Raw genomic sequence first — 15383 nt, 5'->3', positions numbered from 1 at the left:
TCATGCTGTTTGCCGTCGCACTGGCCTATGCGAGCCTGCTGTTCCTCGTGGCGTACCGGATCGACGGGGCCGGGGCGGACGGCGTGCGCCGTCGGTGGCGCGGGACGGCCTATGCGCTGTCGCTGACCGTCTATTGCACCAGCTGGACATTCTACGGCGCGGTCGGCAGCGCGAGCGTCGGGGGCTGGGCGTATCTGCCGATCTATCTCGGGCCGATCCTGCTCTATGCGCTGGGCATCCGCTGGCTCGAACGGCTGATCGTGGTGGCCAAGGAAGTTGGCGCGACGTCCGTTTCGGACTTCATCGGGACGCGGTTCGGCAAGAGCCGCGGCGTGGCGGCGCTGGTAACGCTGCTCGCGCTGGCCGGCACGGTGCCGTATCTCGCGCTCCAGCTCCGGTCGGTCGGGACGACCTATGCGCTGCTGTCCGACCATGCATCGACGTTGCTGCCGATGGCGACGACCGCGGTCGTGCTGGCGGTGTTCGCGATGCTGTTCGGCACGCGGCGCTACGAGGCGGCGGGCAAGAACCCCGGCGTCATGTTCGCGGTGGCGGTGGAGGCCAGCGTGAAGCTGATCGCGTTCCTGGCGATCGGGGTGTTCGCGGTGATGCAAATCGCCGATACGCCGCCCGCGGTCCGCGCGCTGGCCGTCGACCGGCTGGCGACGCTGTTCGCGCCGGGGGCGCTGCGGGCGGACTTCTTCGTGACGACGTTGCTGGCGGCCGTGGCGGCGATTGCCCTGCCGCGGCAGTTCCACATCGCGGTGACGCAGGCCGACGACGCGCGCGACATCAGGCGCGCGCGCTGGCCGTTCGTGGGGGCGCTTGCGGTCTTCAGCCTGACGGTGCTGCCGATCACGCTGGCGGTGCTGGCCGCGGGATCGGGCGGCGCGGCCGACATGCTGGTCATCCAGCTGCCGTTGCAGGCGGGCAGTTTCCCGGTCGCGTTGCTGGTGTTCGTCGGCGGTTTTTCGGCCGCGACGGGCATGGTGGTGGTCGAGATGATCGCGCTGTCGACGATGGTGTCGAACGACCTGCTCGCGCCGTTGCTGATCCGCCGGCTGGCGGTGGCGAGCGAGGCGGATGCCGGCGTCGTGCTGCTGCGCGTCCGGCGCACGGTGATCGCCGGGCTGATGGCGATCGCGCTCGGCTACGCGGTCGCGCTGCCGACGGGCGTCACGCTGGCGGAGACGGGGCTGGTGGCGTTCACGGCGATGGCGCAGTTCGCGCCCGCGCTGATCCTGGCGGTCGAGCGGGAGGGGCGCGACGCGCTGGCCGCCAAGGCGGGGCTGGCGACGGGGCTGGTCGCATGGGCTGCGCTGGTCCTGATCCCCGCGCTGGGCGTGGCCGCGCCGCTGAGCGGACTGGCGGAGGCGATCGGGCTGGGCGGGTTCGCGACGGGCGCGGTGGCGAGCCTGGCGGCGAATCTGTTCGTCCACGCGCTGGTCGCGGCGCGGCCGGTTGGACGAAGCATGATCGCGGCCCCTGCCGCCCCTGACGCAGGCCGTGCGATGACGTCGGGCGAGTTGCTCGATTTCGTCGCGCGGTTCGTGGGGATGGACAAGGCGCGGGCCGCGTTGAACGAAGCCGGCAGACCGGGCGGCGGTGCCCATTCGCAGGCGCGCGCGGCGGAACGGCTGATCGCGAGTGCGGTGGGGGCGCCGTCGGCCCGCGCGCTGGTGGCATCCGCGCTGTCGGGCACGTCGCTGTCCGCGATCGAGGTGGCGCGGATGCTGGATGCCAGCGGGCAGAGCCTGCAATTCTCGCAGGGGCTGCTCGCCGCGACGCTGGAGAATATCGATCCGGCGGTGAGCGTCGTCGACCGCGACCTGGCGCTGGTCGCGTGGAATACGCGGTATCTGGAGATGTTCGGCTTTCCGCCGGGGATGATCCGGGTCGGCGCGCCGGTGGCCGACGCGATCGCGTTCAACGCGATGCGCGGCGAGTGCGGGCCGGGCGAGGTCGACAGCCATGTCGAACGCCGGCTGGCGAACATCCGGCGCGGGCGGCAGCATAGTTTCGAGCGCACGCGGAGCGACGGCCGCGTGCTGAAGACGGTCGGTGGGCCCATGCCGGGTGGCGGCTATGTGATGTGCTTCTCCGACGTGACGGCGGAGGCGAAGGCGCGCGACGTGCTGGAAAGCGCGCGGATCGAGCTGGAGGCGCGCGTCGAACAGCGCACGGCCGAACTGTCCGCGGTCAATGCCGACCTGGCGCGTGCGACGGCGGACAAGACGCGGTTCCTGGCCGCGGCGAGTCATGACCTGATCCAGCCGCTGCACGCCGCGCGGCTGTTCACCGCGGCGCTGGACCGCGCGGTGGGCGGACATCCGTTGGCGGCGAAGGTGGACCAGTCGATCGTCGCGGCGGAGCGGCTGCTGCGCGCGCTGCTCGACATTTCACGGCTGGATTCGGGCGGGATCGTGCCGGTCGTGCGGCCATTCGCGCTGCGCCCGTTGCTGCGCGAGGTGCTCGACGGGCTGGCCCCGCGGGCGGCGGAGAAGGGAATTACGCTGCGCCTGGCGTGCGGCGACGCGGTGGTGGCAAGCGATGGGACGATGGTGCGGTCGATCGTCCAGAACCTGATTTCGAACGCGGTGCGCTACACCGCGCGCGGCGGCGTGGTGGTGGGCGCGCGGCGGCGCGGCGACGGCATCCTGATCGAGGTGTGGGACAGCGGGATCGGCATTCCGGCGGCGGACCGCCAGCGGATCTTCGGCGAGTTCGAACGGCTCGAAAGCGGCGACGATGTGGGCGTCGGGCTGGGCCTCGCGATCGTCGAGCGGACCGCGCGGCTGCTCGGCGCGCCGGTGACGTTGACCAGTCAGGTCGGGCGCGGGAGCCGGTTCGCGTTCACCTTGCCGCAGGCGGCGGATGCACCGGTGGCGGTGCCGCGCGCGGCGCCGAAGAGGTTCGCGCGGGCGGCGACGATCCTGGTCGTCGACGACGATGCGCGGGTGTGCGAGGCGATGGTCGCGATGCTGTCGGCCCGCGGCCACCGGGTGCATGTCGCGGGGAGCGCGGCGGCGGCGCTGGCGATCGGCATGCCGTATGATGCGGCGCTGATCGATTTCCACCTGGGCGAGGAGATGGACGGGTTGGCGCTGATCGCGGCATTGCCAGCGATCCCCGCGGCGCTGGTGACGGCGGAGCCCGGCCCGGCGCTGGCGCAGCGGGCCGCGGCGTGCGGGGTCGCGCTGTTGACCAAGCCGCTCGATCCCGATGCGTTCGACAACTGGCTGGCGGGCGCGCTCAGCGCTTGATGGCGGGGCGGGGCTCGAGCCCCAGCGCGCGGGCGGCGAGCGCGGCCTGCGTGCGGTTGGTGACGTCGAGCTTGCGCAGCACCGCGGTCATGTGCGCGCGGACGGTCGCCTCACTGATGCCGAGATCATAGGCGATTTCCTTGTTGTAGCGCCCGTCGAGCACGCCGAGCAGGACCTTGAGCTGCGTCGGGGTGAGCGATGCGACGCGGGCGGAGGCATCGTCGGTCGGATCGGCGGGCGGGTCGGGCTCGGCGGGCGCGGCGTGGCCCTCGAGCGCGGCGGCGATCGCCTGTTCGATCGTGGCGAGGTCGGCGCCCTTGCCGAGAAAACCGATCGCGCCGAACCGCCGGACCTCGGGCAGTGCCACGGCGGCGTCCGCGCTGGAGACGACCAGGATCGGCACGGTCGGCCGTTCGGCATGGATCAGCGCGACGCCGGCATAGCCGGTGGCACCGGGCATCTTCAGGTCGAGCAGGATCAACTCCAGATCGTCCGTCTCCGCCGCCAGCGTCGCCGCGCGGGCGAGCGTGCCCGCTTCGAGCACGCGCGCGGCGGGGCGCACGGCGGCGACCGCCAGGCCGAGCGCCTGGCGGAACAGCGGATGGTCGTCCGCGATCAGGATCGATCCGCTCAGCCGATCCGCTCCTTTACCAGCAGCGCAACCACCGATGGGTCGGCGAGCGTCGAGATGTCGCCGAGGTTGGTGGTGTCGCCCTCCGCGATCTTGCGCAGAATGCGGCGCATGATCTTGCCCGACCGGGTCTTGGGCAAGGCGGGTGCGAATTGGAGCGCGTCGGGCGTGGCGATCGGGCCGATTTCGCGCCGGACCCAGGCACGCAGTTCGTCGCGGGTCGCATCGTCGCCGGTGTCGCCGGCGTTGAGCGTGACATAGGCGTAGATGCCCTGGCCCTTCACCTCGTGCGGCATGCCAACGACCGCGGCCTCCGCCACGCGCGGATGCGCGACGAGCGCGCTTTCGACCTCCGCCGTGCCCATCCGGTGGCCGGACACATTGATGACGTCGTCGACGCGGCCGGTGATCCAATAGTCGCCGTCCGCATCGCGGCGCGCGCCGTCGCCGGTGAAATACTTGCCGGGATAGGTGCTGAAATAGGTCTGGAAAAAGCGGTCGTGATCGCCCCAGACGGTGCGCATCTGCCCAGGCCAGCTGTCCGCGATGACGAGGTTGCCCTCCGTTGCGCCGTCCAGCACGACGCCCTCCGCGTCAACGAGCTGCGGCATCACGCCGGGCAGCGGCTTGGTCGCGCTGCCGGGCTTGCCGACGGCGGTGTGGGGGGAGGGGGCGATCATGATGCCGCCGGTCTCGGTCTGCCACCAGGTGTCGACGATCGGGCAGCGGCCGTCGCCGACCACGTCGTGATACCAGCGCCACGCCTCCGGATTGATCGGTTCGCCGACGCTGCCGAGCAGGCGGAGCGAGGTGCGCGACGAACGTGCGACCCAGGTGTCGCCCTCGCGCATCAGGGCGCGGATCGCGGTGGGGGCGGTGTAGAAGATCGTGACGCCGAGCCGGTCGATCGTTTCCCAGAAGCGGCCATGGTCGGGATAGTTGGGGACGCCGTCGAACATCACGGTGGTGGCTCCGCTGGCGAGCGGGCCGTAGACGACATAGCTGTGGCCGGTGACCCAGCCGACGTCGGCGGTGCACCAGAACAGGTCGCCGTCGCGGTAGTCGAACACCTCCTGGAACGTGACCGCGGTCCAGACGAGGTAGCCGCCGCTGCTGTGCAGGACGCCCTTGGGCTTGCCGGTCGATCCGGAGGTGTAGAGGATGAACAGCGGGTCCTCCGCATCCATCGGCTCCGGCGCGCAGTCCGCCGACGCGTCGGCCATCGCCTCGTGATACCAGATGTCGCGGCCGGCGATCATCGGGATGTCGGCGCCCGTGCGGCGGACGACCACGACGCGCGTGACGCCCGCGTATTTCTCCAGCGCGGCGTCGACATTGGCCTTGAGCGGGATGCGCTTGCCGCCGCGGCAGCCTTCGTCGGCGGTGATGACGAAGGTCGATCCGCAATCCTCGATCCGCCCGGCCAGGCTGTCCGGGGAGAAGCCGCCGAACACCACCGAGTGGACCGCGCCGATCCGCGCGCAGGCGAGCATCGCGACCGCTGCCTCGACGATCATCGGCATGTAGAGCGTGACGCGGTCGCCCTTGGCGACGCCTTGCGCCTTCAGGACGTTGGCGAACTTGCAGACGCGGGCGTGCAGGTCGCGGTAGGTGACGCGTTCGGTTTCGCCGGGCTCGTCACCCTCCCAGATGATCGCGACCTGATCGCCGCGCGTGTCGAGATGCCGGTCGAGGCAGTTGGCCGACACGTTGAGCTTGCCGTCCGCGAACCAGCGGATGCGGAAGTCGGCGGCGTCGAACGAGGTGTCCTTCACCTGCGTATAGGGTTCGATCCAGTCGATCGCTTGGCCGCGGTCGCGCCAATAGCCGTCGGGATCGGCGGCCGCGGCGGCGCGGCGGTCCTGCAACGCGGTGTCCGGCGCGGTGTTTTTGTCGGGGTCCGCACGCTCTTGGATTGCGCTCGTCATCGATCCATCTTTCGCTTGCTACGTCCGATGCAATCTATGGGCTGACCGTGGTGAGCGGTATACGACGTTTATCGCGGTTAACGCCGCGCGGCCGCTGCGCGATGATGTACCCAGTACAAAACGGGTCGACCCGTTCGGGCTGGGGAGAGGCCAATGAGGCGTTTCAAACGCTGCGCATCGCGTATGCTGCTGCTTTCGGGCACTGCCATGCTGGTTACGACCGCCGGGCCTGCCGCAGCCCAGGGTGCCGGTTCGCCCGGGACCAGTGCGCGCGAGGCGGCACTGGAAGCCCGACTGAAGCTGCTCGAACAGGCGGTGTCCGACCTCAGATCCGAGCTGGTGCGGAGCCGCGCGTCGTCGTCGGTGGCCGCCTCGACCGCGCCGGTCGCAACCGGGGCGTCGGCTGGCGCGGCACCGACCGCCGTCGCGTCGGCATCGTCGGGCTCGTCCGGCCCAAGCGGTCCGTCCGCATCGTCCGGTCCAGGCGTCAATCCGCAGGTCGCGAGCGCCGGGACGGCGGGCGGCCCCACGGCGAACAGCACCGCATCGAGCACCGCGTCCTCCCCGTCCGGCGACGGGTTCCGGATCGGCAACACGACGGTCAAGCTGAACGGCTTCGTCCGGCTGAACGTGATCGCCAGCCGGTACAGCGACGGCGAGGTCGCGGTCGGTGGCCTGGGCAAGGAGTTCTTCCTGCCGCAGCAGATCCCGGTCGGCGGCGGTTTTTCCAGCGAGGACCTGCTGCTGTCCGCCCGCCAGACGCGGCTTGGGTTCAGCACATCGACCCCGGTGAACGGGACGGATATCAAGACGCTGATCGAATTCGATTTCGCGCTGGCGACCGCACCGGTGGGTGCGCAGCGCGCGACCAACCCCTACACGCCGACGTTCCGGCGCGGCTTCATCGAATATGGCCGCTGGCTGGTCGGGCAGGAATGGTCGACGTTCCAGAATCTGGGCGTGCTGCCCGAGACGACCGATTTCGTCGGTCCGCTGGACGGCACGGTGTTCAACCGCCAGGCGCTGATCCGTTATACCGTGCCGTTGCGACCCGGCATGACGTTGCAGCTGGCCGCGGAGAACCCGGAGACCGAGACCGCGCTGCCGACCAACGCCGCGCTGGTCGATACGGACGACGACCGGTTGCCCGACGTCGTGGCGCGCGTGAACTGGAAGGGGACGCTGGGCGAATTCGCGCTGGCCGGCATCGCACGTGAACTGCGTACCGATACGCTGGGCGTCGGCGACAGCGCGTTCGGCTGGGGCGTGTCCGGATCGGGCAAGATCCCGTTCGGCGCGCGTCACGACCTGCGGTTCATGGCGACCTATGGCCAGGGGATCGGGCGCTATCTCGGCCTCGGCTATGTGCCGGACGCGATTTACGGCGGCACGGCGCAGTCGCTGGGGCGGATCGACAATTTCGCGGCGTTCGCCGCGCTGAAGCTTGGCTGGAGCGCGACCGTGCGCTCCACCTTCATGGGCAGCTACCAGTCGGCCGACTATCCGGAGGGCGTGATCGTGACGGGTCTGGCCAACGCCAAATCCTATGGCGGTGCGGCGAACCTGTTCTGGACGCCGGCCAAGGGTTTCGACCTGGGCATCGAATATCGCCACGCCGTCCGCGAATTGCTGTCGGGGGATAAGGGCGCGCTCGACCGGGTCGAGTTCGCAGTGAAATACGGGTTCTGATCAGGAAGGACGACGCGATGGCGACGACATACGACGAAGCGCCCGATCCAAAGGCGACATTCCAAAGCGACAAGAAAGTCATCATCGCCTCGTCGCTGGGCACCGTGTTCGAATGGTATGACTTCTACCTCTACGGGCTGCTCGCGACCTATATCTCGGCGCAGTTCTTCTCCGGCGTGAACGAGACGACCGGGTTCATCCTGGCGCTCGGTGCGTTCGCGGCGGGTTTCGCCGTCCGGCCGTTCGGCGCGCTGGTGTTCGGGCGGATCGGCGATCTGGTCGGGCGCAAGAACACGTTCCTCGTCACGATGGGCATCATGGGCCTGTCGACCTTTGCGGTCGGCCTGCTGCCGTCCTACGCGTCGATCGGTGTCGCGGCGCCGCTGATGCTGGTGTTCCTGCGACTGCTGCAGGGTCTCGCGCTCGGCGGCGAATATGGCGGTGCGGCGACCTATGTCGCGGAACATGCGCCGGCGAACCGGCGTGGTCTCTACACCAGCTTCATCCAGACGACCGCGACGCTCGGGCTGTTCGCGGCGCTGCTCGTCGTGATCGGATTGCGGTTTGCGCTGGGTGAGGAAGCGTTCGCTTCCTGGGGTTGGCGTCTGCCGTTCATCATCTCGATCGTGCTGCTCGGCGTGTCGCTGTGGATCCGTCTCCAGCTTTCCGAAAGCCCCGCGTTCCAGCGGATGAAGGACGAAGGCAAGACGTCGAAGGCGCCGCTGACCGAAGCGTTCGCGCGCTGGGGTAACCTGAAGATCGTGCTGATCGCGCTGTTCGGTGCCGCGATGGGCCAGGCGGTGGTGTGGTATACCGGCCAGTTCTACGCGCTGTTTTTCCTGGAAAAGATGCTGAAGGTCGACGGCGCGACGACCAACGTGCTGATGGCGATTGCACTGGCATTGGGAACGCCGTTCTTCGTGATCTTCGGCTGGTTGTCGGACAAGATCGGGCGCAAGCCGATCATCCTGACGGGCTGTGCGGTGGCGGCGCTGACGTACTTCCCGCTGTTCGGCATGCTGACCCAGGCCGCCAACCCCGCGCTGGCCGCGGCGCAGGCCGCATCGCCGATCACGGTTGTCAGCCACGACGCTGAATGTTCGGTGCAGTTCGACCCGGTCGGTCGCAACAAGTTCGACGCCAAGAGCTGCGACATCGCCAAGTCGTTCCTGGCCAAGAACGGCGTGAACTATGCCAATGTCGAGGCACCCGCGGGCACGATCGCGCAGATCAAGATCGGTGGGCAGACGTTCGTCGCGCCCGATCCGTCGAAGGTGACGGGTGAAGCGCGCAAGGCGGCGATCACGGCGTATCAGGCCGAGCTGAAGACCGCGATCGCGGCGGCGGGTTATGCGCCGAAATATGATCCGGCGGGCATGAACACGCCGCTCGTCATCGCGATCCTGTTCTTCATGGTCCTGCTGGTGACGGCGGTCTACGGCCCGATCGCCGCGCTGCTGGTCGAACTGTTCCCGACCAACATCCGCTACACGTCGATGTCGTTGCCCTATCATATCGCCAATGGCTGGTTCGGCGGTTTCCTGCCGACCACGGCGTTCGCGATGGTCGCGGCGACGGGCGATATCTACTACGGGCTCTGGTATCCCGTGGTGCTGGCGGCGATCACGCTGGCGCTCGGACTGGTGTTCCTGCCGGAGACGTTCAAGCGCGATATCGAAGCCTGAGCGAGCCGACACCCCGTTGCAACCGCAGCGGGGTGTCGTTCGGCTGAGCGACCAGTATCGCGCTGCCGACGGTCGCGGGCAGCAAGCGGAACTTCCATCGCGAGCGGGGCATTTTCCTTTCAATGACCGCGCGGGCTCTCGGGCCGGCGCGGTTTCGCCATCATCATGTCGGTGATGAACGCCGTTCGATCGGCCAGAGGGGGATGCGATCGTGTCTGCAACCATCAGTCGACCGGTTCCGGCGGCGCTTCATCCGTTTCATGCCGTCGTGCTCGCCGGGATGGTGCCGCTCTTTTTAGGCGCGTTGCTGAGCGACTTGGCCTATGCGGATGCCTATCAGATCCAGTGGCTGAACTTCGCGTCCTGGCTGATCGTCGGGGGCATGGTGTTTTGCGGGCTGACGCTGCTGTGTGCGGCGATCGATCTGCTGCGGCGGGACCGGCGGACCAACGATGTGGTCGTTTACTTCGTGCTGGTGCTGGCGACGTTCGTGTTCGGGTTCCTGAATGCACTGGAGCACGCCAAGGACGCGTGGGCGACGATGCCGGGCGGGCTGATCCTGTCCGTCGTGGTGGCGGTGCTGGCGCTGGTGGCGACGTGGGTCGGCTTTTCCAAGTTTCGCGCGGGAGCAGTCGCATGACGCGCATCGGCCAGATCTCCGTGCTTTCGATGGCCGTGCTGCTGAGTGCGTGCGGCAACGACCCGGACGTGACGCAATATGGCGCCGAGCCGACGTTGCCGGCGCAGCAGGGCGGTTTGTTGCCGAGCATGAAGATTGCCGACCCGGGAGTGTGGGGGAATGCACGGCCGACGGTGCCGGCGGGCTATACGATCACGCCGATCGCGACCGACCTGCTGGTGCCGCGCCAGACGCTCGTCCTGCCCAACGGCGATATCCTGGTGGCCGAGGGGAAGGGCGGCGGCGATGCGCCGAAACTTCGGCCCAAAGACATCATAGCCGGCTACATCATGTCGAAGGGCACGACCCCGGTTAAGGGCGGCGACCGGCTGACGCTGCTGCGCGACAGCAATGGCGACGGGGTCTATGAGGGGCGGACGGTGTTCGCCGAGCATCTGAACGCGCCCTACGGCCTCGCGCTGGTGAACGGGGCGCTCTACGTCGCCAATCAGGACTCGCTGGTGCGGTTCGCCTATCGCGACGGGCAGATCCGGGCGAGCGGCCCGCCGGTGAAGGTCACCGACCTGCCGGCGGAGATCAACCATCACTGGACCAAGTCGCTGGCGGCGAGCCCCGACGGGCGGTTCCTGTATGTCGGCATCGGATCAAACAGCAACATCACCGAACGCGGGATGGCCGCCGAGGTCGACCGCGCGATGGTGTGGCAGATTGACGCGCAGACCGGGTCGCACCGGCCGTTCGCGACCGGGTTGCGCAATCCGACCGCGCTGGCGATCCAGCCGGGGCTGGGGCAGTTGTGGGCGGTCGCCAACGAGCGTGACGAGCTGGGACCGAACCTGGTGCCGGATTACCTGACGTCGGTGCGCGACGGGGCGTTCTACGGCTGGCCCTACAGTTACTACGGTCAGACGGTCGATCCGCGCGTGCGGCCGCAGAACCCCGAGCGGGTGGCCGCGGCGATCCGGCCGGATTATGCGCTGGGTGCGCATGTCGCGGCGCTCGGCCTTACGTTCTCAAGCCCGGTGATGGGTGCGCGGTTCGGCGATGGCGTATTCGTCGGCGAACATGGCAGCTGGAACCGCGATACGCCGTCCGGGTACAAGGTGGTGTTCGTGCCGTTCCGCGGCGGGCGACCGACGGGTGCGCCGATCGATTTCGTGACGGGCTTCATGGGTGCGGACGGCAAGACGCGCGGTCGGCCGGTGGGCGTGACGCTCGATCCGCGCGGCGCGGTGATCGTGGCGGACGACCTGTCCAACACGATCTGGCGCGTGACCCCGACGCGGGCGCCGCAACGCGTCGCGTCCAGGTAGGCTTTCGTCGGCCCTTCGCGGGTCGGGTCAGCGCCGAAAACGATGGTATCAGCGGGTTTCCGCGCTATGAGTGGGCATGCCCGAGGAGAGTCCGCTTGAAGCCCGGTTGTCGCAACATCTGCGGCTGACCTATTCCGAGCGGGACGCGCTGCGCTCGCTCGAACGGCGCGAGCGGCTGTACCAGGCCGGCGAGATCGTCGTGCAGGAAGGCGAGGAAACCGACAAGCTGTACGTGGTCGCGAGCGGCTGGCTGCACGGATCGGTGCAGTTGAAGGGCGGCGGGCGGCAGGTGCTGCGGTTCTACTTCGTCGGCGACCTGACCACGACATTCTCGATCGCGTGGGGGCGGAGTGCGGCAACACTGACCGCGGTAAGTGCGACGACATTGTACGAGCTGCCGCGGCAGGCGTTCGGCCGGCTGTTCCGCGATCATCCGCGGCTGGGCGCGCTGCTGTACGGGGTCAGCGCGTCGGAGCATGTCGCGATGGCGGACCGGCTGACGTCGGTCGGGCGGACCGACGGGATTACGCGGATCGCGACGTTGCTGCTCGATATCCGATCGCGGTTGCGGGTGACCGACGGGATCGACGGGGCGACGTTCGAACTGCCGCTGACGCAGCAGGATCTGGGCGACGCGGTGGGGCTGACCAAGACACATGTCAGCCGGTCGCTGAAGGTGCTGGCGGAGGCCGGGCTGGTCGACCGCGACGGCAAGATCATCCGGATCAACGATGTCGAGCGGCTGTCGCAGATGGTCGATTTTCAGGATCGCCACAGCCATGTCGCGACCGACTGGTTGCCGCCATACGGGTCGAACGGGGCGGGCGAGGCGAACGGCAGTTCGATGCCCGCAAACGGGTCGAACGGCGCGAATGGTGACATACGTCATCAGGTGCTGCCCGCCGAGTGAACCTATGTCACCGCCGCCCGCGCTTATTTCGCGTGGCGGTGCGCCACCCCTCGAAACCCTGACTCAGCGCGTCATTGTCCCGTCCAAAGCAGCCCGGAGTCGGGGTGCAGGAGCAGGGATACCGATATGGCCGAGCGGCTTGGCGTAGCGATCGTGGGCGTGGGTGGGGCAGTCGCCACCACGGCGATCGCCGGAATCGAATTGATCAAGGCAGGGTCGAACAGCTTTGCGGGGCTGCCGCTGGCGGACCGCGACGTGGCCGGCATGGTCGCGTATCGCGACATGGAATTCGGCGGCTGGGACCTGGCCGACGACACGCTGGCCGACTGCGCGCTGCGCCACGGCGTGATCGGCGAGAAGGAGCTGGCCAACGGTGCGGCGAGCCTGAACCAAATGCGGCCGTGGAAGGCGGTCGGCAGCACGGGCCATTGCGCCAATATCGACGGCAGCAACAAGATGGAGAGCGGCCACCGCGCCGCGGTGCGCCAGATCCAGGCCGATCTGCAGCGCTTCAAGGAAGAGAAGGGGCTCGACCGCGTCGTGGTCGTGAACCTGGCCTCGACCGAGCGGATGCCGGTGGCCGACGCCGAATGCCTGCAGTCGCAGGAGGCGTTCGAGCGCGGGCTGGACGCGGACGACAGCGCGATCAGCCCGGCGATGCTGTACGCCTATGCGTCGATTGATGCGGGTGCGCCCTATGCGAACTTCACGCCGTCGGTTGCGGCGGATGTCGCGCCGCTGGCGGATTTCGCGGCGGACCGGAACGTGCCGGTGGCGGGCAAGGACGGCAAGACCGGCCAGACGTTCATCAAGACGGTGATCGCGCCCGCGCTGCGTGATCGTGCGCTGCATGTCGATGGGTGGTTCTCGACCAACATCCTGGGCAATTCGGACGGGTTGGCGCTCGACGATCCGAAGTCGCTCGAGTCCAAGCTGGGCACCAAGGGCAGCGTGCTCAACTCGATCCTGGGCTATCCGGTCGAGGATCATATCGTGATGATCCATTATTACCGGCCGCGCGGCGACGACAAGGAAGCGTGGGACAACATCGATCTGACCGGGTTCATGGGCCAGAAGATGCAGCTGAAGCTGAATTTCCTGTGCAAGGATTCGATCCTGGCAGCACCACTGGCGATCGAGATCGCACGGTGCCTGGACCTGGCGCAGCAGCGCGGCGAAGGCGGCGTGCAGGAGCAGATGGGCCTGTTCTTCAAGCTGCCGCAGATGAAGGGCAGCAACGATCCGGTCCATGCGTTTCCGGAACAGCAGCTGATCCTCGACCGCTGGCTGGGCGACCAGAGCGCGTGAGGGGTGGATTGTCGCCGGCGACGCTGCCGTTCTTCCGCGAACTGGGCGACCTGAAGCGGATCTACTCGGCCGCCGCGCCGGGGTCGATCGCGGAACGCCTGTTCCGCGACGGCTGGGCGGCGCTGTTCGACGGGCAGCCGCCGGCGACGGTGATGAAGCAGGTCGTGGCCGCGGCACTGGTCGCGGCGCGGCTGGGCGACCTGGACCTGGCGGCGTTGCAGGCGCTGGGGACAGGCGAGCAGGCGGTCGTGATCCTGAACCGCAGTTTCGACGAGGTGACGGGCGACATGGACCCGGCGTTGCGCGCGCGGTTGCGCGGGGCGTTGTCGTCCGGCCGGCCGGCGGCGGGGGACGTGCCGGCATTCGTCGACAAGCTGGCGCGGCAGCCGCGGGCGGGGGTGACCTGTCCGGGGCAGCCGCGGATCATGTTGCAGCCGGCGGAGAACCATGCGGAACATTGCCTGACGGTGGCGGTGTACGGCGTGGTGGCGAGCCCGTGGTACGGCGCCGATCCGGTCGCGGTGTTCCTGGCCGGGATGGCGCACCACCTGCACAATGCTGACATGCCGGACAGCGGCTATTCGGGCGAGATGCTGCTGGGCGGGATGCTGGATACCGTCATCGTGAACGCGCGCGAGGCGGCGTTTCGCGAACTGGCCGACGTGCCGGAGCTGGAGGCCGATGTGCGCGCCGCGCTGGCGCCGATCGGTGGGGACGAGACGCCCGAGGCGCGCGCGTTCCATGTCGCCGACGTGCTGGACCGCGTGCTGGAGATCGAACAGCATCTGCGCGCCGCGCAGCTGACGATGGGCGTGGTGCTGGACGATTACGGGCTGGTCCATGACGGCCCGGTCAAGGCGTTCCATGACGAGATCCTGGCGACGACCGGCCTGTCGGGTCGGGCGTGACCTTACGTTCGCCGCTGACCGGTCGGGTGTTGATGCCCGATACACCGCATTCGCTGGCGGCGCCGGGGGAGCGGTGGCCGGTGGTGGATGGCATCCCGTATCTGCGCACCGAGAGCGAGGGGCTGGTCGCGGTGGCGCTCGACCATCTCGACGCCGGGTGCCCGGACGATGCGCTGGTCGCATTGCTGACCGATCAGGATGCGTGGTGGACCGGTCCGGCGACCGACCTGCGCGAGCTGAAGCGGCTGGTGCGCGAGCGCGACATGCTGTCGCTGCGCGAGGCGATGGCGCTGCTGCGGATGGGGCCTGTAGCGGATTACTTCGCCTATCGCTGGAGCGACCCGACCTATCTGGCGGGGCTCGCGCTGATCGAGGCGCACTGGGCGGCGCCGACGAGCGCGTTCGAACTGGCGTGCGGGATCGGGCATTATCTGCGCGAACTGGGCGCGCGCGGGGTGGCTTGCACGGGGGCGGACGTGGTGTTCGCGAAATGCTGGCTGGCGAAGCACTGGGTGGCGCCGCTGGCGGACTATGTCGTGTTCGATGCGGCGGCGCCGTCCTGGCCGGTCGGACAGGCGCGGTTCGACCTGGTGATGTGTCACGACGCATTCTATTTCCTGCCCGAACAGGCGCGGATCGCGGCGCGGTTGCGCGCGGTGACCGACGCAGGCGGCGTGTTGGCGATCAGTCACCTGCATAATGCGGGTTTCGAAGGCGGGGCGAAGGGGCCGGCACTGAGCGCGGGGGCGTGGGGGGCGTTGTTTCCGCATGCGGACGTGCATGACGAAGCGGTGTTGCTCGACGCGCTGATGACGCAAACGGCGCCCGCTACGGTCGGCTGGCACGACGATCCGCAGGTCGAGGCGTGGTCGCTGGTGGAGGGCGGCCGGGAGGGGCGTGTCGTGGCGGATGGCGTTGCGATGCCGATGCCGGGCGCACCCCTGCGACCGAACCCGTTGATTGCGGCCGATGGGGTTCGGTGGCCGTCCGAGCTTTACCGCGAGGAATATGGCAGCGGGTGCCTGTGGGCGCGCGACGATGCGGATTTGCCGACGACCGATCCGGTGCGGTTGCGGCGCGTCGTCGACTTGCCGGAGCGCTGGTAAGG

At 68.7% G+C, this 15383-nt stretch carries 11 protein-coding genes; 9 read left to right on the top strand and 2 right to left on the bottom strand.

The genetic code is table 11. The features are described 5' to 3' along the window. Positions 1-2: 2 nt before the first annotated feature. Positions 3-3263 carry a hybrid sensor histidine kinase/response regulator gene (locus ACFSGX_RS13845; RefSeq protein ID WP_380930736.1) on the top strand — a complete coding sequence of 1087 codons (3261 nt, stop codon included), beginning with the start codon at positions 3-5 and terminating at the stop codon, positions 3261-3263. Here ACFSGX_RS13845 and ACFSGX_RS13840 read toward each other — a convergent pair. Then, a complete protein-coding gene (locus tag ACFSGX_RS13840) occupies positions 3253-3897 on the bottom strand; it encodes a LuxR C-terminal-related transcriptional regulator (protein ID WP_157176493.1) in 645 nt (214 codons plus the stop codon). The two genes, ACFSGX_RS13845 and ACFSGX_RS13840, sit on opposite strands and share 11 nt — an antisense overlap. Then, complete coding sequence (gene acs / locus ACFSGX_RS13835; protein WP_380930735.1) at positions 3894-5822, bottom strand: acetate--CoA ligase; 1929 nt, start codon at positions 5820-5822, stop codon at positions 3894-3896. The genes ACFSGX_RS13840 and acs overlap by 4 nt, the downstream gene beginning before the upstream one ends. Before the next feature lie 153 nt (positions 5823-5975). Here acs and ACFSGX_RS13830 point away from each other — a divergent pair, with 153 nt between their 5' ends. The 8 genes from ACFSGX_RS13830 (at position 5976) to ACFSGX_RS13795 (ending at position 15381) form a co-directional block, all read left to right on the top strand. After that, positions 5976-7511, top strand: coding sequence for a DcaP family trimeric outer membrane transporter (locus tag ACFSGX_RS13830; protein WP_380930734.1), 1536 nt, complete (start codon positions 5976-5978; stop codon positions 7509-7511). Positions 7512-7528: 17 nt separating this feature from the next. Then, positions 7529-9196 (top strand): MFS transporter, encoded by a 1668-nt coding sequence (locus ACFSGX_RS13825; protein ID WP_380930733.1) that lies wholly within the window; start codon positions 7529-7531, stop codon positions 9194-9196. 211 nt (positions 9197-9407) lie between these two features. After that, positions 9408-9836 carry a DUF2231 domain-containing protein gene (locus ACFSGX_RS13820; RefSeq protein WP_380930732.1) on the top strand — a complete coding sequence of 143 codons (429 nt, stop codon included), beginning with the start codon at positions 9408-9410 and terminating at the stop codon, positions 9834-9836. Beyond that, on the top strand, positions 9833-11149 hold the full coding sequence (locus tag ACFSGX_RS13815) for a PQQ-dependent sugar dehydrogenase (RefSeq protein WP_380930731.1): 1317 nt from the start codon (positions 9833-9835) through the stop codon (positions 11147-11149). Before ACFSGX_RS13820 ends, ACFSGX_RS13815 begins: the two co-directional genes overlap by 4 nt. Positions 11150-11225: 76 nt before the next feature. Beyond that, positions 11226-12059: a Crp/Fnr family transcriptional regulator gene (locus ACFSGX_RS13810; RefSeq protein ID WP_380930729.1), complete on the top strand. Its 834-nt coding sequence runs from the start codon at positions 11226-11228 to the stop codon at positions 12057-12059. A gap of 126 nt (positions 12060-12185) precedes the next feature. Next, positions 12186-13367, top strand: a complete 1182-nt coding sequence (locus tag ACFSGX_RS13805; protein WP_380930728.1) for an inositol-3-phosphate synthase — start codon at positions 12186-12188, stop codon at positions 13365-13367. Continuing rightward, the gene (locus ACFSGX_RS13800) at positions 13364-14275 is read left to right on the top strand and encodes a hypothetical protein (RefSeq protein ID WP_380930727.1); all 912 of its coding nucleotides are present in this window, start codon (positions 13364-13366) and stop codon (positions 14273-14275) included. Before ACFSGX_RS13805 ends, ACFSGX_RS13800 begins: the two co-directional genes overlap by 4 nt. Before the next feature lie 32 nt (positions 14276-14307). Then, complete coding sequence (locus ACFSGX_RS13795) at positions 14308-15381, top strand: class I SAM-dependent methyltransferase (RefSeq protein ID WP_380930726.1); 1074 nt, start codon at positions 14308-14310, stop codon at positions 15379-15381. The last annotated feature ends 2 nt before the right edge of the window (positions 15382-15383 follow it).

It is taken from the genome of Sphingomonas arantia (assembly GCF_042682045.1).
Taxonomy (GTDB): Bacteria; Pseudomonadota; Alphaproteobacteria; order Sphingomonadales; family Sphingomonadaceae; genus Sphingomonas_R; species Sphingomonas_R arantia.
The sequence above is the reverse complement of the archived record's forward strand: the minus strand, read 5'-3'. Positions and strand labels throughout refer to the sequence as shown.

Excerpts from the sequence above, each read along its gene's own strand:
- ACFSGX_RS13810 (WP_380930729.1), top strand. The coding sequence starts at position 11,226 with ATGCCCGAGGAGAGTCCGCTTGAAGCCCGGTTGTCGCAACATCTGCGG.
- ACFSGX_RS13845 (WP_380930736.1), top strand. The coding sequence starts at position 3 with ATGCTGTTTGCCGTCGCACTGGCCTATGCGAGCCTGCTGTTCCTCGTG.
- ACFSGX_RS13815 (WP_380930731.1), top strand. The coding sequence starts at position 9,833 with ATGACGCGCATCGGCCAGATCTCCGTGCTTTCGATGGCCGTGCTGCTG.
- ACFSGX_RS13795 (WP_380930726.1), top strand. The coding sequence starts at position 14,308 with ATGCCCGATACACCGCATTCGCTGGCGGCGCCGGGGGAGCGGTGGCCG.
- ACFSGX_RS13825 (WP_380930733.1), top strand. The coding sequence starts at position 7,529 with ATGGCGACGACATACGACGAAGCGCCCGATCCAAAGGCGACATTCCAA.
- ACFSGX_RS13830 (WP_380930734.1), top strand. The coding sequence starts at position 5,976 with ATGAGGCGTTTCAAACGCTGCGCATCGCGTATGCTGCTGCTTTCGGGC.
- ACFSGX_RS13805 (WP_380930728.1), top strand. The coding sequence starts at position 12,186 with ATGGCCGAGCGGCTTGGCGTAGCGATCGTGGGCGTGGGTGGGGCAGTC.
- acs (WP_380930735.1), bottom strand. The coding sequence starts at position 5,822 with ATGACGAGCGCAATCCAAGAGCGTGCGGACCCCGACAAAAACACCGCG.